This window comes from Sphingomonas sp. BE138 (genome assembly GCF_031456125.1).
Taxonomy (GTDB): domain Bacteria; phylum Pseudomonadota; class Alphaproteobacteria; order Sphingomonadales; family Sphingomonadaceae; genus Sphingomonas.
The window spans coordinates 1-16,186 of the sequence record NZ_JAVDUC010000023.1 but is presented as its reverse complement, the minus strand read 5'-3'; the positions used below and the strand labels follow the sequence as shown (position 1 = coordinate 16,186).

The 16,186-nt window shown below is 62.9% G+C and carries 17 protein-coding genes and 2 pseudogenes; 13 read left to right on the top strand and 6 right to left on the bottom strand.

Going from position 1 to position 16,186, the window contains the following annotated elements; all coding sequences use genetic code 11:
* Window positions 1-119: 119 nt before the first annotated feature.
* Complete coding sequence (locus tag J2Y58_RS18250) at window positions 120-914, bottom strand: TolC family protein (RefSeq protein ID WP_310106391.1); 795 nt, start codon at window positions 912-914, stop codon at window positions 120-122.
* Window positions 877-1,233 carry a response regulator gene (locus J2Y58_RS18245; protein ID WP_310106388.1) on the bottom strand — a complete coding sequence of 119 codons (357 nt, stop codon included), beginning with the start codon at window positions 1,231-1,233 and terminating at the stop codon, window positions 877-879. Before J2Y58_RS18245 ends, J2Y58_RS18250 begins: the two co-directional genes overlap by 38 nt.
* Before the next feature lie 8 nt (window positions 1,234-1,241).
* On the opposite strand from J2Y58_RS18245, the gene J2Y58_RS18240 reads away from it, so the two are divergent.
* Both J2Y58_RS18240 and J2Y58_RS18235 read left to right on the top strand, forming a co-directional pair.
* Window positions 1,242-1,544, top strand: a complete 303-nt coding sequence (locus J2Y58_RS18240; protein WP_310106384.1) for a transposase — start codon at window positions 1,242-1,244, stop codon at window positions 1,542-1,544.
* A gap of 1,149 nt (window positions 1,545-2,693) precedes the next feature.
* Window positions 2,694-4,124, top strand: a complete 1,431-nt coding sequence (locus tag J2Y58_RS18235; RefSeq protein WP_310106381.1) for a methyl-accepting chemotaxis protein — start codon at window positions 2,694-2,696, stop codon at window positions 4,122-4,124.
* A gap of 252 nt (window positions 4,125-4,376) precedes the next feature.
* On the opposite strand, the pseudogene J2Y58_RS18230 reads toward J2Y58_RS18235, so the two are convergent.
* Together J2Y58_RS18230 and J2Y58_RS18225 are read right to left on the bottom strand one after the other, a co-directional pair.
* A pseudogene (locus J2Y58_RS18230) lies at window positions 4,377-4,850 on the bottom strand (IS630 family transposase); the annotation flags it as partial.
* Between the two features lie 161 nt (window positions 4,851-5,011).
* Complete coding sequence (locus J2Y58_RS18225; RefSeq protein ID WP_310106379.1) at window positions 5,012-5,149, bottom strand: hypothetical protein; 138 nt, start codon at window positions 5,147-5,149, stop codon at window positions 5,012-5,014.
* On the opposite strand from J2Y58_RS18225, the gene J2Y58_RS18220 reads away from it, so the two are divergent.
* From J2Y58_RS18220 to J2Y58_RS21000, 3 genes and pseudogenes are all read left to right on the top strand, one after another.
* On the top strand, window positions 5,148-5,444 hold the full coding sequence (locus J2Y58_RS18220; protein WP_310106420.1) for a hypothetical protein: 297 nt from the start codon (window positions 5,148-5,150) through the stop codon (window positions 5,442-5,444). The two genes, J2Y58_RS18225 and J2Y58_RS18220, sit on opposite strands and share 2 nt — an antisense overlap.
* 168 nt (window positions 5,445-5,612) lie before the next feature.
* Window positions 5,613-5,789, top strand: a pseudogene (locus J2Y58_RS21005) (PAS domain-containing protein); the annotation flags it as partial.
* Between the two features lie 28 nt (window positions 5,790-5,817).
* Window positions 5,818-6,159 carry a helix-turn-helix domain-containing protein gene (locus J2Y58_RS21000; protein WP_405053135.1) on the top strand — a complete coding sequence of 114 codons (342 nt, stop codon included), beginning with the start codon at window positions 5,818-5,820 and terminating at the stop codon, window positions 6,157-6,159.
* Between the two features lie 183 nt (window positions 6,160-6,342).
* Here the strand turns inward: J2Y58_RS21000 and J2Y58_RS18210 are convergent, their stop codons facing one another.
* The gene (locus tag J2Y58_RS18210) at window positions 6,343-6,726 is read right to left on the bottom strand and encodes a response regulator (protein WP_310106375.1); all 384 of its coding nucleotides are present in this window, start codon (window positions 6,724-6,726) and stop codon (window positions 6,343-6,345) included.
* A gap of 5 nt (window positions 6,727-6,731) precedes the next feature.
* Window positions 6,732-8,495 carry a PAS domain-containing protein gene (locus J2Y58_RS18205; protein ID WP_310106373.1) on the bottom strand — a complete coding sequence of 588 codons (1,764 nt, stop codon included), beginning with the start codon at window positions 8,493-8,495 and terminating at the stop codon, window positions 6,732-6,734.
* 649 nt (window positions 8,496-9,144) lie between these two features.
* Between J2Y58_RS18205 and J2Y58_RS18200 the strand changes: the two genes are divergently transcribed.
* From J2Y58_RS18200 to istB, 8 genes are all read left to right on the top strand, one after another.
* A complete protein-coding gene (locus J2Y58_RS18200; protein WP_310106371.1) occupies window positions 9,145-9,462 on the top strand; it encodes a helix-turn-helix domain-containing protein in 318 nt (105 codons plus the stop codon).
* Between the two features lie 53 nt (window positions 9,463-9,515).
* Window positions 9,516-9,971, top strand: a complete 456-nt coding sequence (locus J2Y58_RS18195) for a response regulator (protein WP_310106369.1) — start codon at window positions 9,516-9,518, stop codon at window positions 9,969-9,971.
* 465 nt (window positions 9,972-10,436) lie between these two features.
* Entirely contained in the window at window positions 10,437-10,895 is a 459-nt protein-coding gene (gene tnpA / locus J2Y58_RS18190) for an IS66-like element accessory protein TnpA (RefSeq protein ID WP_310106366.1), read from the top strand.
* Entirely contained in the window at window positions 10,892-11,245 is a 354-nt protein-coding gene (gene tnpB / locus J2Y58_RS18185; RefSeq protein ID WP_310106364.1) for an IS66 family insertion sequence element accessory protein TnpB, read from the top strand. Before tnpA ends, tnpB begins: the two co-directional genes overlap by 4 nt.
* A gap of 66 nt (window positions 11,246-11,311) precedes the next feature.
* Window positions 11,312-12,946, top strand: a complete 1,635-nt coding sequence (tnpC, locus tag J2Y58_RS18180) for an IS66 family transposase (RefSeq protein ID WP_310106361.1) — start codon at window positions 11,312-11,314, stop codon at window positions 12,944-12,946.
* A gap of 404 nt (window positions 12,947-13,350) precedes the next feature.
* A complete protein-coding gene (locus J2Y58_RS18175; RefSeq protein ID WP_310106358.1) occupies window positions 13,351-13,620 on the top strand; it encodes a hypothetical protein in 270 nt (89 codons plus the stop codon).
* A gap of 97 nt (window positions 13,621-13,717) precedes the next feature.
* Window positions 13,718-15,229, top strand: a complete 1,512-nt coding sequence (istA, locus tag J2Y58_RS18170) for an IS21 family transposase (RefSeq protein ID WP_310106354.1) — start codon at window positions 13,718-13,720, stop codon at window positions 15,227-15,229.
* On the top strand, window positions 15,216-15,944 hold the full coding sequence (istB, locus tag J2Y58_RS18165) for an IS21-like element helper ATPase IstB (protein WP_310106352.1): 729 nt from the start codon (window positions 15,216-15,218) through the stop codon (window positions 15,942-15,944). Before istA ends, istB begins: the two co-directional genes overlap by 14 nt.
* Window positions 15,945-16,186 lie beyond the last annotated feature (242 nt).

Here is a 16,186-nt window from a genome sequence, read left to right as displayed (position 1 = left end):
GGATCTGCGGAGCCGAGAACGGACTGGCGCCTGTCGTTCGTCAGAATCTGAACAGTCCGATTGACTGTTCAGCTTCCGGCCCAGACCATGCAGCGCCTCTTGCCTCCGGGCACCTCCGCTTAAGGCTGGAGCCCCAGAGCTGTGCGGTCGGCGGTCGCGGCGGCCAATTCGGCGCGAGCAGCCGCGATCCGGGCCTGAGCGTCTACAAGCCGCACACGTGCGTCGGTTGCGGTTTCCTCCCGCTGATTGACCAAGAAAAAGTCGCTGGAGCCGAGCTCGAACCGTCGCCGCTCGGCTGCAGCCAATCGCTCAGCCAGCTGCCGCTCCTGCTCCGCGATCCCGGCGAGACGCTCTGCTGCGCCGACGCCGATGTTGATAACCTCCACCTCCGTCGCGATCTGATCCCGAAGGAACCGGCTGCGCGCTTCCAACGCGTCGATCTCGGCACGAGCCTCGGCGATGCGGCCTTTGGCGGCGCGGTTCTGGAGCGGAAGCGAGAAGCGGAAGCCGACAATGCCCTCGAGCGGCGTACGCGAGCGCCCCCCTAGCCCCTGGTCACCCAGATCCTTGCCAACCTCTCCGCGTAGGTCGAGCCGAGGACGGAGGTCGTTTTCAGCCAAAGCCAGACGCGCGGCACCTTGGTCAATACGGGCGAGCAGGACCTGGAGGTCGGGACGGGCTTGCGCAAACTCGGCCTGTGCCGCGGCCGCTACCCCGGCCAGCGCCGAAGCATCGGCCGGCAGACGTTCTGTACCCACCAGCACGCGATTGCCTGCCTCGTCGCGGTAGTAGAGCGACAAAGCATTGGCGGCCGCCTGAAAATCGCCTTCGGCGCGCACGACCAGTGCGCGCCGGCGGACGAGGTTCTGGTCATTCTCAGCGAGCAGGATCTCCGGCCGGGCGCCGAGCTGCACCTGGCGCGCGAGCGCGCCGCGCCTGTGGTTTGGCGATGAACGTGGCGTGCGCCGACAGGTCGTCGTCTTTCGGATGTGCCCGCCCGCTCGCGATCACCATCTCGATCTCCGGCCAGCGTTCGGCCGCGCGGCGAGCAAGCTCGAACCCGTCGATCCCACCGGCCATCTCGACATCGGAAAACAGGAGCGTGATGTGCGCGCCATGTTCGTCGAGCATCGCGACAGCCTTGTTGCCATCTTCGGCTTCGAGACACCGGAACCCGGCATCCTTGAGGATCGCGCATGCATCCATGAGGATCATCGCGTCGTCGTCAACCACGAGCGAAATTGGCGCGTCTGACTTTCCCATCGGTAAAGAACCGGCTACTACGCGATTGGCTCCTCCGATGCGACACACTCGCCAAGGCCGATGTCGAGGCGGTGATCCCCGGCAAGAGCAACCGTCGCACACCGATCCCGCACGATCGGGCGAAGTACCGCTGGCGCAACCTCATCGAGCGCCTGTTCAGCAAGCTCAAGAACTGGCGGCGTGTTGCCACCCGTTACGACAAAATGGCAGTGTCCTACCTCGGCTTCGTTACCCTTGCCTCAGTAAAGCTGTGGCAACTCTTTGTCCACGACGCCTACTAAGATCTAACGTCCCAGGTTTTTGGTCGAGCTCCAAGCCCAAACGGACGCGGCAGGGACTTAGATGCCAACAACTTAGATTCGCACATGCTTGAGATATCTTTCCACTAATCGCCGTTCGTCATGCATTCGAGCCTTCATCATGTCATCAATGAGCTGAAAATCTCGTTGATATCCTGGCCAATCGCCTGCGATTGTCTCATCTGCCCAGCGAGCTATATGCTGCTCCGACCGCGTGCGGTTTTGCGCGAAGGAACGTTGCAGGATCAGTATGTTGCGAGTCGCATTGTAACCTGCGCCTAAAAGCATGCGTGGTATAACGACAAGATTGATAAACCTACTTCTCTCCAAGCTGATATGGTTTAATGCGACCCGAGCGCTAGTGATACTATCACGATCTGGTAATGGCTCCGCACACAACCGATGAACGTTTTCAAGACCCAGCGATATGCGTTTGTGATAGTCACTAAGGGTCAACAGCACGCGCAAAGTCCAACCTACAGTGGTTTAAAGCAAGAACCTATCATGGCGGTGAGGCCATGCACACCTGACTAGATTGAAGGTTTTCGTCTTGGTTACTGATCTAAAATCAATCCAATTCGCAAGGCTGGCTCATAGAGCTCACTTTCAAGCAGCCTGATATGAGGTTCGATCCGGGCAACCAGCTGGCATACATCCAGCATATAACCTCGGGCGTCACTCCCCATCGCGGAAGGAGTCCAGCGGGCTAGGTGCTCCGAATATGCTCTTCGCATCTCCCTGTCACATTCACTTATATAAGAAAGCCGCGGTAAATCATGGCATTTAACTGAGCTAACACAATTTATTGCGGCCTGGAAAGAAGTAAGCGTCTCGCGACATGCGGCTGAGAAGCGCAGCCGCATATTCAAGATTTCGATTGAGTCCGAGCCATTTCGCACAGCCTCGCGCAGCGCGATAGCGGTAGCAAGAGTTTTGACATGCTGTTGCTTGATTTTAGCTGGAATCATCATGTTTTACCCCTCAGCTTTTTCGCCTTTCTGCGACAGCCTCGCCTCTGCGATGCGCCTTTGACGGTTCGGCGATCTCGGTGACTACTAAAATGGCAGCATTCGCTAACGCCATCTTAATGACCTGCGCTGATAATACCAGCCGAATCGAGGAGTTCGGCGGATGGTACGCTGGTTCAGAAACAATGCCCCTATACGGATAAAATTTCGTGCCTTGGTGGTGTTCCAGGCTATCGTGGCCACGCTGCATATCGGCGCAGTCTACGCCGGTGGCCGTATCGCACAGGAGCAAACCTCGGCTCTCATGCTGGTTGGGGTTGGCATTGCGGTGTTGCCGGTTTTCATTACCTGGTTCAGCGGCAAGCTGATCAGCGATCCCTATGTCACCAGCGTGCTCCGCATGGAGGCACTGACTGCCGGCGATCTCGACAGCCCCATCCTTTTTTCCGACCATGGAGATTGCGTCGGCCGAATGGCGCGCGCGATGGGAGTATTTCGGGAAAACGCGACCACGATCCGGCAAGCAGGCACCGAAGCCGAAGCGATGGTAAGCGAGCTCGGGTCGGGCCTCAGCCGGCTGGCAGGCGGTGATCTGACAACCCGTCTGGAAGTGCCACTTGCAGCGCATTTCGAGACGTTGCGTCGCGATTTCAACGCAGCGATGGATGCAGTCGCGATGACCCTATCGACGGTGTCGACCGTAGCTGGCGACATAAACAACGGTGCCAGTGACATTCGCCAAGCGTCGGACGATCTCTCGCGCCGCACCGAGCAGCAGGCTGCTGCGTTGGAGGAAACAGCCGCGGCGATGGAAGAAATCACCTCGACCGTAAAACAGACGGCAGAAGGCGCAACCCACGCCAATGCCCTTGTTGCCCAGGCGCAAAGCGAAGCGGAGGCGTCGGGTGAAGTGGTGCAGCGTGCCGTTGCCGCGATGGAGGGCATTGAGCGCACATCCTCCGAGATCTCCGAGATCATCACGGTTATCGATGGCATTGCCTTCCAAACCAACTTACTGGCGTTGAACGCGGGCGTTGAGGCCGCCAGGGCCGGAGATGCAGGAAAAGGCTTCGCGGTTGTTGCATCGGAGGTTCGCGCCCTGGCGCAGCGCTCCGCGGATGCAGCCAAGGACGTGAAGGCGCGGATCAATGCCTCCACCGAGCAGGTAGCCGCCGGCGTCGAGCTGGTAAGTGCGACCGGCACAGCACTACACGGTATCATCGGACGTGTAGACGAAATCAACTCGATTGTGGCGACCATCGCCTCGTCTGCCGAGCAGCAGGCGATCGGCCTCCAGCAAGTTAATACCGCCATCTCCGAGATGGACGGTGTGACGCAGCAGAATGCCGCCATGGTGGAGGAAGCGACTGCGGCAACACGTACGCTCGCGTCGGAGGCGGAGCAGCTAAGCCGTGAGGTGAAGCGCTTCAAGCTACCAGACGGCAGCGATGATCAAATCACGTCACCCAACGTATCCAGGCTGCGCGGCAGCGAGAAGGAATCCTCCACCACATCGCAGCAGTGCATGGAGAAGCCAGTTCGCGCCGTAGCCGCCTTGCGAACCGTTGTCCAGGAAGATTGGTCCAGCTTTTAAGTAACACAGAATGGAAAATGCAAGGGAACTAGCCTTCTGGGAATGTCTGGCGCTCGATGTAGAGGAACTATGCCTCCTCGCGTCGCAACTCCATGCCGTTCTGGACCGCTTCCAGGCTTGGAAGGTCGAATATATGCCAGACGATACAAGCTTGCCGGATCGACCAGATTTATCGTGACGCACTTCATGGCAGAAGACACATCTTGACGTGATGTTGGATGAACCCGTTTTGAAGGACTTCCTCATTATATCCGTGCGATCGAGCGCCTGGATCTGGCTCTTCTCGTCCACTGACAGCGCGATGGCCTGGGCAGGCGGCGAGACGTAGAGGGCTACCACATCGTGCAGCTTCTCGGCGAATGCCTTGTCGTTGGAGAGCTTGAAGCTGCGCCAGCGGTGCGGCGCCAGGCCATGGTCGTGCCAGATCTTCACCACCGAGGACGCCGCGATACCGACCGGCTTTGGCCATGGCGCGCACCGTCCAGTGTGTCGCCTCGTGGTCAGGCCGCTCCGGCGTCAGCGCCACCACCTTGTCGACCAGCGATGTCGCCAGCGGTGCGATCCCCGGCGGTCGGGTTTTGTCGCGTAGCAGGTCATTGACGCCTTCGGCCATGAACCGCTCCTGCCAGCGCCACACGCAGGCTTCGACTTACCCGTCGCTGCCACGATCCCCTCGAGCCGTGACCTGTCCGACGCCGTGACGACGATGCTGATCCCGCTGCGCATCCCGCACCATCGCACGCCAACGCCACACGCGGAACCTCCACCAGGACTCCTCCGTCCCGATCAATCCACTAGCACCAGTGCGAACTTGCCATTGGCGAGCATGAGGCCGGCGTCACACGCCGAGGCCAGCGTGCCCAAGTCATGGAGGGCGATGATTAGCGTCAGCCAGCATAGACTATGTCGCGCAGAACGCGCCGGTCGAGGATCGCGACGGGATCGAGCCAGTTGAACGGCTCATCGAGGATAACAAGGGAATGGCCCCCCGCGAACGCCGCAGCGATGGCGATCCGCTGTCGCATGCCCGCAGAGCAGTCGCCGATCCAGCGGTCCAGCAGCGGAGCCAGGCCAGCGCTTCATGCAGCTTTCCCGCTTTCCCAGGCGGGAGCGGAGATCATCGATGCTCCCCCCGACGAGTTCGAGAACGTCGCTTCCATCGCCGGCATGGCCGTGCCGTCTGAAATCGCCCGCCACATTGCACCGCTCGGGTGGGAGCATATCTCGCTCACCGGTCACTATCGATGGAACACCGACGACCGCCCTCCGGTCGGCCAGCTCAGGGCCCTGCGCACACCCGCATCGTTGCTCGGTGCATGACGCAGCCTCGTGTTCGCCAATCGTTCACGCTTGGCGTACGCTGGTCACACTATCGTGTCGCAGCCTCCAGCAGTGTGGGTCGTCGACGCCGACGGCTATGTGCTTGATATCCCTGAATGGGTCGCCCTGACGGGCCAGAACGAAGCTTAAGTCGCAGGGGATGGCTGGATGTCGGCGATCCATCCAAATGATGTCGATCGCGTCCGCGCAGCTTGGGAAACGGCGGTCACCCATCAGTCACACTACAACACCGATTATCGATTGCGGTGTGCCGATGGCATCTACCGCTGGTTCAATGCTCGGGGCGTGCCGATGCTGGGCGCGGACGGCAGCGTCTTAAAGTGGTTCGGGGTCATCCTGTCGATCGCCGGCTCTGCGCGCATGGCGCGAAGCGAGGTCGATCTGCGACCAGCCCGGGCCGATCAGTTCGAGGAGATCACGCCCGGTGCGCTGCGCGCCGCGCGCGCTTCTGGATTGGCCTGCGGAGAAACTTGCAGAGATGGCGGGAGTGTCCCGCTCTACCATTCGCAGACTGGAGAATGGCGAGGCGACGACCAGCCCGCGGCGCGGCAGCATCAAGAAAATCCTCAGCGTACTGGCCCGGCAAAGCATTCGATGCGTTGGGCAGGACGGTGTGATTGAGGGCGTGCTGGACCGCCAGATCAAGATGACCGCCGAGACATTCGCCAAATCACCATCGCATTCAACGCACTAGCTTGCGTGCGATGCGAGCGGTTGGTTGAGCATCAAGCATAACCGTTTGCACCCAAAAATTCCCGAAACTCCATCCCAACGAGAACGTCGCCAGCCGTCTTGCGGGCCGTTCGTTTCCGCGAAGAACGATTGGAGCCTATGCGGATGCAGGCAAACCCTAGTTCTTCGAGTGCCTATTCGCCGATCACGGCGTAACTGGGCTTTGTTCGATCTGGCGCAGTACGCGGTGCAGATCGAACGGCTTGGGTAGGAACGTCGCTCGCTGCGGCAACGCTTCCTGCGGCACCGGGGCCTGCCCGGATACTATAAACAGCAGCGTCGGCGGGATACGCTCGCGAACAAAATGAGCGAGCTTCAGGCCATCCATACGACCGCTCACGGTCGCGTCGATCATCACCACGCGAATGTCGCCGCGCTCGTCCAGCACCTCTATAGCCTGATCGGCGTCCTCTGCCTCATACACGCGCCAGCCACGCTCCTCGAAGAACGCCACTGCATCGAAGCGCACCAGCGCTTCAGCCTCCACTATGAGGACGGTTTTACTGCCGATCGGTTTGCTCTGTCCCACGCCTTCTACTCGTCCGTTATCGCGGCATCGCCCAGCCGCGCCTCCAGTTCGAAAACGAAACCCTCCGGCCTAAAGTGGGTTTCCGTTTTGCCCCTGAAATAAGAGCGAAGCGAGCGCTCGATCAGGGTGGAGCCGAAACCCTTGCGTTGAGGAGGGGCAACAGGCGGACCTCCCTGCTCGCGCCAGCTTATGGACAAAACGGCGTCCTTGCCCCTGCCTGCCATGTTCCATTCGAGCATCACCGTGCCGGTGTGATTCGACAGCGCACCGTATTTGGCGGCGTTGGTCGCTAGCTCGTGAAGTGCCAGCGCGAAGGCGACCGTCACCTCCGGCTTGAGGGTGATGGCGGGGCCGTCCAACTGGATGCGCTCGCCGATCGCGCCGTGTGGCGCCAGCGCGCGCGTCGCCACTTCTCGCAGGTCAGCCGAGCGCCACGAGCTGCCGGTCAGCACGTCAGTCGCAGCGCCAAGCGCCACCAGACGTGCGCCGAGATCGTGGCTGGCTGTCTCCTTGTCGGGGGCAGAGCGCAACGTCTGCTGAGCGACGGACTGAACCACCGCCAACACGTTCTTGAGGCGATGCGCCAGTTCGCCGTTCATCAGGCGCATGTCGTTGTCGGCGCGTTTGCGATCCCGGAAGTCGCGGGTGACGGTGCCATAGCCGATCAGCGCGCCGTTCGCATCGGTGATCGGAAATACGGAGTAGAGGACCGGGATCAGCTCGCCGGTGCCAAAATGACGGAAATCCAGCTCGCCTACCCAATGACCGTCACGCGTGACCGCGGGCAGAGCCTCCTTCATGACGGTATCGACCTGATCTGGCGGGAAGAAGTCGGCGATGCTGAGCTTGGTGATATCGGCATCGTCCAGCCCGACGAGATCGCGAGCCGCGTCATTCATATAGAAGACACCACCGTCAGTTCGGGCCATGCCGACGAAGTCGGTGCTGTTCTCTGCCAGGCGCACGAAGCGGTCGCGCTCCTCCTCGCTGGCGCGAAGCTCGGTGATGTCGCGTGATACCGACAGAATACGATCGGGGCGGCCGTTCGGCCCCGTTATCGGGCTGACGGCGACGTGCCACCATTTGGGTGTGCCCCTGAAGGTGTCGGCTTTGCCGATGAAGCGACGGGCCTCCCCGTTTCGAGCCGCCTCTACCGCCTCCCGCGCCTCCGCGTTCCCGGCATCGCGCCAGAAGTCGGGCCACGGGCAGCCGGCGACGGCGTTGAAATCGCTTATCTCCATGACGCGCTGACCGCCCTCGCTCATGAAAGTCAGCCGCCCGTCGAGGTCGAGCACCTTGATGCAGTCGGTCGAACTGGAGAGGACGCCCGACAGGAAGGCCTCACGTTCTGCTGTCACTACCAGCGCCTTTTCGCGCTCTTCACGTAGGCGATCGGTATCGAGCAGGGCGGTACGCAGTGCTTGTACAAGCATGACGAGCCCGAGCGTCGTCAGCAGGAAGATGATCGATGCACCCCAATGCGCTGGGGTGAGCAAGAACGGCAGATCGGGGCGCGCCGCTACATTGCCTGCGCCCAAGCCGGATAGGAGGGTAGCGAGAATGCCAGGGCCACGACCGAGGAACAGCGCCAGCAGCAGCACCGCCGGCGTGTAGAGGAACCACGGCGCCGACGAGCCGAACAGCGCGGCTTGCACGAAGGCGACGATCGCGATGACAAGAACCGTCAGCCCATAGCTCATGGGATTTGGGCGCGGTCGCGCGATGGTCAGGTCGCGCAATCGTTCCAGCAAGGTGGTCGAAATAGACATAGTTCCCCAGCGTGGGGGAAGCGCCCCTCCGCCTCCCGATATAGACCAGATCGGCAAATGCGAACAGCAACAGGCTTCAGCCGGCGCTCCGATAACCACGGCGGTACGGCCGGCCTCTTTTAACCCTTCAGGATGCGTCGTTGCCTGAGAAGCTCAGCAAGGTTGGCCTCACAGAAGCTGGTGGGAGCGTGGCGCCGGTTTGGCAGTGAAACACGAACATCTCGTGAGCTGGTCCTCCGCTCGACGATTGCATCGAGAACGCTGTCGAGAGAGCCCTCCCCAACGATCATCCGGTAGCCGTCAGGCCCTACGACCGTCGCTACCGCATGCTCACTCCACAACTCGCTCATGCTCGCCCTCCCCGAAACAGGCGGTGCTGGCGTCGCCGATGCGTTCCATTTCGCGCTCCCTTTCCTACAACACGGCGCTGCCGCCTCGCTGCTCTGCCATCACCCGAGGTCACTTGGTCCACCACGTGCGTCAGCCTAGCTCAACCACATAGCAAGGAAGCAGAAAAATTAATCCGTCAATAACAGAAGGTTCGATCCCTGTTAATTTCGTCCAGCTTATGACGGCACCTTCGAAGCAGAAAACTTCGCAAATAAGAATAATTCGCAATCAGCGCCGACGCGCAGTCAACGGAGGACGTATGACGATCAGCGAATGGCAGGTGGAGGGCACTCTCGCCTTTGCGCAGCGCGCCGCTGTGATAGTTGCACTGCGCGATAACGGCTGCAACCTCACCCACGCCGCCCGTCAACTCAGGATCGGCCGAACGACGCTGTACCGCCTGATCAAGCGCTTCGAGCTAGATGTGACCTTTGCGCCTGAGACCCGCGCGAGGCCTTCACGTCGTCGTGGACCCGAGGCACAGCAGACGAGTGTCCGTCTGGTGGATGGCATCTGGTACCTCGTGAAGGAGGGTACGAACGATCAATCCCGGCGAGATGCCCTGTCGGATGCCTAGCATCGACGCCCACACCGATCGGCCGGCCAGATAGGAACGCGTCAGCCGAAAAAATGAACCAAGTTAGGTCTCAGCTGTTCGGTCCTCTCGACCGCATCTCGGTGGTCATCATGTCCAAGGGGGGGGGCGATGAAATGACAGGACGAACGCTCGTGGTGGAGGACGATCCGCTGGTCCGCCTGCAGATCGTCGATGCGCTTGAGGCATTAGGCCAACTCGCATTGGAAGCTGGTAACGCCAAGGACGCACTTGATCTGCTAGAAGGCGGTGCCACGATATGCCATCTCGTTACCGACATACGAATGCCAGGTTGTACCGACGGGCTAGCACTGGCACGTATCGTCCTTGAGCGCTGGCCTGCCATCAACGTCGTTGTAGCTTCCGGACGCCGTAGTGACGAAGTCGACCTGCCGTCAGCTGCGACATTCCTGAGCAAGCCCTTCGGGCTCCGCGCCCTGATGATTGCTCTCGAACAGTCTGCACACTGCGACGTACCGATCACCGCGTGACGACCGACGCCGCTTGTGACCGCGACAGGCGCAAACCAGACTGGGCCTTTCAATCACTTTCTGCCTTCCGATACGGACATCCCACAGGTACGGCGAGCGGAGATCGAGCGTTTGGTTTAAAGCCTCAATCGAACGTCGTGCAAGGGCCGTGCTGTGGGATGCCTAACGAGGTCTCGGCCGAGTAGGTAGCCCTCGCGCTTGAAGCTAAACTCTGACAACCCAGCGTGTCCGCAAACTGTGGATCGGCGTGGAAAAGGGACCCCGGTAGCGGGGTGATCGGCGTCGAAAAGGGACCCCTCATCCCGGTGGTGTAGGCTGTTCGCTTGGCGGTGTGTCAGGCGGCGAGATCGGGATGCTGGTAAGCGTCCGACCTGACGCGTGTTGCTTGCGCGGCACAGCTGCGCGAGGCCATCAGCTCTCGGGAGTGTCCTTTCGCACTCCGTAAGGAGAGTGCGGATGAGGCGCATGGAGGTCATCACCCGGGTCGAGCGGCGTAGACAGTATTCGGACGAGGAGCGCGCGGCGGTGCTGGAGCAGTGCGACGAGCTGGGCGCCACGGTGGTTGGCGTATCGCGCCGGCTGGGTATCTCGGCCAGCCTCATCCACGGCTGGCGCAAGACGCGCCGCGAGGCGGAGCGCATCGCCAGCGAGCCGTTGCAGTTCATCCCCTATGGCGTGGTCGCGGACGCTGCCCCGCCTGAACCGGTCGTGGCGCTCGCCCTGGCAACGCCGGTCGAGCGCAAGTCCGCCGCGCCTGCCCGCGAGGTCACGCCAGCCCCGGACGACTTGGTCCGCCCGCATCCAGGCAGCCGCCCGGGTGGCATCGACATCGACTTGGCAAGCGGCGTTCGCCTGTCGGTCGACAGTTACGTCAACGAGAAGGCGCTGGCCCGCGTTCTGCGGGCGTTGCGGGAAGCGTCGTGATATCAGTAGCGCCCGGCACCAAGGTCTATCTCGCTAGCAAGCCGGTCAGCATGCGCCTGGGCTTCGACGGGCTGGCGGCGCTGGTGCGGCCGCTGTTCGCGGTCGAGCCCTATGCCGGTCACGTTTTCCTGTTTCGCAGCCGGAGCGGCAACTACCTCAAGGCGCTGCACTGGGACGGCACCGGCCTGTGCCTGTTCGCCAAGCGGCTGGAGCGGCATCGCTTCGTCTGGCCGCCGCTGGTCGACGGCGGCGTGGTGCTGACGCCGGCGCAGTTCGCGCTGCTCGTCGAGGCAATGGACTGGCGCCGCACCGTGGCGCCTCCGGCACCCCGCCTGTTGGTGCAGATGTAGGCCGGAAAGCCGCAGAAAACCGTGGTTTGTGCTTGGGCGCGAGTCGCCCGTCTGGTACACAGGACCATGTCGCCGGGCGGGATAGACATACCGGAAAACCCTGACGATGTGCGGGCGCTGCTCGCCGCCATGCAGGCCCGGCTCGTGGCCTCGGAACAGGCGCTGAAAGCCGAGCGTACCGTTCATCAAACTACCCGCGAGCAGCTCGACGCGGCGAAGAACGCGGTCAGGCTGACCACGCTCCAGATCGAGAAGCTCAAGGTGCAGCTCGCTCGGTTGAGCCGCATGAAGTTCGGCCAGTCGTCCGAGCGGCTGACGTTGCTGGCCGACCAGCTGGAGTTGACGCTGGAGGACCTGGAAGCCGAGCACGCCCATGCCACCTGCGTGGTCGAGGGCGATGTGTTGGCCGACACGCCCCAGGCACCCGGCCGCAAGCCCCGACGCGAACCGCTGCCCGCGCACCTGCCGCGTCAGGAGGTCATCCACCCCGCGCCGGGAGCGGACGGTTGCACCGCCTGCGGCGGCACCATGTCCGCGCTGGGCGAGGACGTGACGAAGGTGCTGGAATATGTGCCCGCCCGCTTCCAGGTCGTGCGCCATGTCCGTCCCAAGCTCGCCTGCACGCGCTGCGATGCGATCTCGCAGGCACCGGCGCCGGCGCTGCCGGTCCCGCGCGGGCGAGCCGGACCGGGGCTGCTGGCGCATGTGGTCGTGTCCAAGTTCGCCGACCACCTGCCGCTTTACCGTCAGTCGCAGATCTACGCCCGCGAGGGCGTTGAGCTCAGCCGCTCGACGCTCGCCGACTGGCTGGGCCAGGTCAGCTGGCTGCTCCAGCCGCTGGTCGACCGTATCGCTGACCATGTGATGGCGAGCCCCAAGCTCCACGCCGACGACACGCCCGTTCCGGTGCTGGCGCCCGGCACCGGCAAGACCGCAACGGGGCGGCTATGGGTGTACCTGCGCGACAACCGACGATGGCGGCTGGGCGACAAGCCGGCTGCGCTCTTTCGCTATAGTCCCGACCGCAAGGGCGAGCGCTCGCGCGAGCACCTGAAGGCGTTCAGCGGCTTCCTTCAGGCCGATGCCTATGCCGGGTTCGAGCGGCTCTACGACCCAGACCGCAAGCCCGGCCCCATCACGCCGGTTGCTTGCTGGGCGCATGCCAGGCGCAAGCTCCACGACGTCTTCCAGGCCGACCCGAGCTCGGTCGCGGCGGAGGGGCTGCGCATGATCCGAAGCCTGTACGAGGTCGAGCGCGGCATCGTGCAGGACCCGCATGACGACCGCCGCAAGGCGCGCAAGCTCTCGAAGCTGACCGCGCTCGACTTCTTCGCCTGGGCCGACGACGTGCTGGGCCAGGTATCGGCGCGCACGCCGCTGGCCGAGGCGCTCCGCTATGCGGTCCGGCTCAAGCCGGCGCTGCTCGCCTACACCGGAGACGGCCGGCTCGAGATCGACAACAACCTGGCCGAGAACGCGCTACGCGGCATTGCGGTGGGCAGAAAGAACTGGATGTTCGCCGGCGCCGACTGTGGTGGTGAGCGCGCGGCCGCCATGTACAGCCTGCTCGAAACCGCCAAACTGAACGGGGTCAACCCGCAGCACTGGCTGACCGATGTGCTCGACCGGATCGGGCGGGGTCACCCGATCAACAGGCTCGACGAACTGCTGCCGTGGAATTGGGCGATGACTGCGTTGTGAAACGCCAGTCCACGCTGATTTGCTGTCGGGTTGCTGTCCGTCGAGCACGAATCCTCTAGCGGACGTCGAACCATGCCGACATGATGTTCGTCCAAGCTGATAGGGGGCAACGTTGCGGCCGTGGATCCTAACGTTGCTCGCTGTCGCGGTTATGTCTGAAGCGCAGGCGCCCGGATCAGAGGTTCGCTGCTCGGCCCCTTTCGGCGCGTTGCTCTCTGACCAAGTCTTCAGCGCCTACGCCGTAAAACCGCCGAGTGATAGGGCCGAGCCGGCTTCCCCGGATGTACGGAAAGGCCAAGCTCACATGTATCGCACTGTTATAAGAGGAGCCGTCCGGCGGGGCCCGGATTTTCGCTGGTCGGTATACAATCGTTCACATCGGCTGCGGTGCGGCGACCGTGTGCGTGGCGATTGCGGACACGAAAACGGGGAAAGTTTACTTTCCACCAGAGCTTGAGAACGCCACGGCATTGATGGTCGATGCCGGTGCAGAAAGCTTTGAGATTCTGAACTACCGCCCAGATAGCAGCCTGCTGATCGTAGTTGGATCGCCGAACGAGAACCCAAGAAGAGCCGGCATGAGCTACTACCTATGGAACTCTGGGAAACTGCATCTGCTTCGCTTCACTCCGGCCGCGAAGCTGTGTTCGCTTCCGACAAGCACCCAGTTTTGACAGTTGCTCTCGGCGGCTTTGTCGTCAACTGACAGACCGCTCATGAGGCGACCGTCAACCAACCGCCCCCTCAACGGTGGAGAGCGGACGCTTACGGATGCTGGTATTGGAGACGGTGTTGAGGATCCGGCGCGAGCACGCGTCGGGGAAGGCCATCAAGGCGATAGCGCGGGACCTGCACCTGTCGCGCAAGGTGGTGCGCAAGGCGATCCGGGCGCCGGAAGCGGACATGGGTTATCGGCGAGAGGTGCAGCCGCTGCCGAAGCTGGGGCCGTTTCAGACGCGACTGGATGCGTTGCTGGAGGAAGATGAGGCACGGCCGCGGCGCGAGAAGCTGCGCCTCACGCGCATCCACGACCTGCTGCTACGCGAGGGGTTCGATGGCTCGTACGAGGCGGTGCGCCGCTATGCGGCGCGCTGGCGGCAGGCGCAGCGTCGCGACGTGATGAATGCGCCGGCCTTCATCCCGCTGCTGTTCCGGCCGGGCGAGGCTTACCAGTTCGACTGGAGCCACGAGGACGTCGAGATCTCGGGCAAGCCGATGCGCGTGAAGGTCGCGCATGTCCGGCTGTGCGCGTCGCGTGCCATGTATGTGCGGGCCTATCCCCGCGAGACACAGGAGATGCTGTTCGACGCGCATGCGCGGGCGTTTGCTTTCTTCGGAGGCGTGCCGACGCGCGGCATCTACGACAACATGAAGACGGCGGTGACGAGCGTGTTCACCGGCAAGGAGCGGGTCTTCAACCGGCGCTTTCTGGTGATGGCGAACCACTACATGGTCGAGCCGACGGCCTGCTCGCCGGCGTCGGGCTGGGAGAAGGGGCAGGTCGAGAACCAGGTGCAGACCGCACGCGGTCGCTTCTTCCAGCCGCGCCTGCGATTTACCGGCCTCGAGGAGTTGAACGGCTGGCTGGAGGCGGAGTGTCGGCGCTGGGCAGAGTTGCACCAGCATCCCGAGCAGAAGGAGCTGACAGTCGCCCAGGCATGGGCAGCAGAACGGGCGGTGCTCCAGCCTGTTGTCGCACCCTTCGACGGCTTCCACGAGAGCGAGCATGCGGTAAGCGGCACATGCCTCATCAGCTTCGACCGCAACCGCTATTCCGTTTCTGCCAGGGTGGTGCGACGTGCCGTCCAGGTCCGCGCCTATGCCGACCGCATCGTCGTGCGCTGCGACGGTGAAGTCGTCGCCGACCATCCCCGGTTCTTCGGCCGCGACCGGACCATCTACGACCCGTGGCACTATCTGCCGGCGCTGGTGACCAAGCCGGGTGCCCTGCGCAACGGCGCACCGTTCCAGGGCTGGGAGTTGCCGCCTGCGCTGGCACGACTGCGGCGCAAGCTTGGCACCGGCGACGATGCCGACCGGCGGTTCGTGCGGGTGCTGGCAGCGGTGCTCGACGACGGGCTGGAGGCGGTGGAAGTGGCCGTGCGCGAAGCATTGCTGGCCGGCGTCGCCAGCGACGACGTCATCGTCAACATCCTGGCCCGCCGGCGCGAACCGCCGCGACCGCTGACTATTGTCACGCCAGAAGATCTGGCGCTGCGCCATCCGCCCCGTGCCGACTGCAACCGCTATGACAGCCTGCGAGGTCTCCATGCAGCGGCATGAGATGATGACGGCCATGGCCGAGTTGGGGCTGAAGGGCATGGCTGGCGCCTTCGACGAGGCGGTCACTACCGGTCTCCAGCGCAAGCGCACGACCATGGAGGTCCTGACCGACCTGCTGCGTGCCGAGGCGACGCACCGCCATGCAGCCTCGGTCCGTTACCGGATGTCGGCCGTCAGGTTACCCGCGGTGAAGGACCTCGACGCCTTCGTCTTCGGCGACACTCCCATCAACGAGGGACTGGTGCGCTCGCTGTACAGCGGCTCGTTTCTTCCGGGCCGACGCAACGTCGTGCTGGTCGGTGGAACGGGTACCGGCAAGACGCATCTCGCCACCGCCATCACTGCCAATGTGGTACGAGCCGGCGCCCGCGGACGCTACTTCAACACAGTGGACCTGGTGAACCGGCTTGAGGAGGAAACGCGCCTCGGCAAGGCCGGCACGCTGGCGGCCCAGCTTTCGCGCCTCGATCTCGTGGTGCTCGACGAGCTTGGCTACCTGCCGTTTGCACGCTCGGGCGGCCAGCTACTCTTCCACCTCGTCAGCAAGCTCTACGAGAAGACCTCGCTCATCGTCACCACCAACCTGGCCTTTGGTGAGTGGCCGACCGTCTTTGGCGACCCCAAGATGACCACCGCGCTGCTCGACCGCATTACCCACCATTGCGACATCGTCGAAACCGGCAACGACAGCTGGCGCTTCAAACATCGAAGCTGAAGCCTGAGGCACCGGCAGAGAACGCTTCGCGCTGGTTGCGCCTCCGGTCGGGCTATGCCCGCCCTACGCCGCAACCAGCACGAACAGTGCGCCCGTCATACCCGTTACGCTGCTCGACGAAGGGGGTCCCTTTTGCACGCCGATAGGTGTAGCGGCCTGCAATGATGGTCGGCCCGGCGCGAGATTATAGGTCTATTCTGGCGCACGCTCCGTGAGACCGAAGCCGTGCTCTAGCGCACTAT

Coding starts and splice junctions, on each gene's coding strand:
- J2Y58_RS18235 (WP_310106381.1), top strand. CDS start 2,694: ATGGTACGCTGGTTCAGAAACAATGCCCCTATACGGATAAAATTTCGT.
- J2Y58_RS18220 (WP_310106420.1), top strand. CDS start 5,148: ATGCCCGCAGAGCAGTCGCCGATCCAGCGGTCCAGCAGCGGAGCCAGG.
- J2Y58_RS18225 (WP_310106379.1), bottom strand. CDS start 5,149: ATGCGACAGCGGATCGCCATCGCTGCGGCGTTCGCGGGGGGCCATTCC.
- J2Y58_RS18205 (WP_310106373.1), bottom strand. CDS start 8,495: ATGTCTATTTCGACCACCTTGCTGGAACGATTGCGCGACCTGACCATC.
- J2Y58_RS18200 (WP_310106371.1), top strand. CDS start 9,145: ATGACGATCAGCGAATGGCAGGTGGAGGGCACTCTCGCCTTTGCGCAG.
- J2Y58_RS18195 (WP_310106369.1), top strand. CDS start 9,516: ATGAACCAAGTTAGGTCTCAGCTGTTCGGTCCTCTCGACCGCATCTCG.
- tnpA (WP_310106366.1), top strand. CDS start 10,437: ATGGAGGTCATCACCCGGGTCGAGCGGCGTAGACAGTATTCGGACGAG.
- tnpC (WP_310106361.1), top strand. CDS start 11,312: ATGTCGCCGGGCGGGATAGACATACCGGAAAACCCTGACGATGTGCGG.
- istA (WP_310106354.1), top strand. CDS start 13,718: ATGCTGGTATTGGAGACGGTGTTGAGGATCCGGCGCGAGCACGCGTCG.
- istB (WP_310106352.1), top strand. CDS start 15,216: ATGCAGCGGCATGAGATGATGACGGCCATGGCCGAGTTGGGGCTGAAG.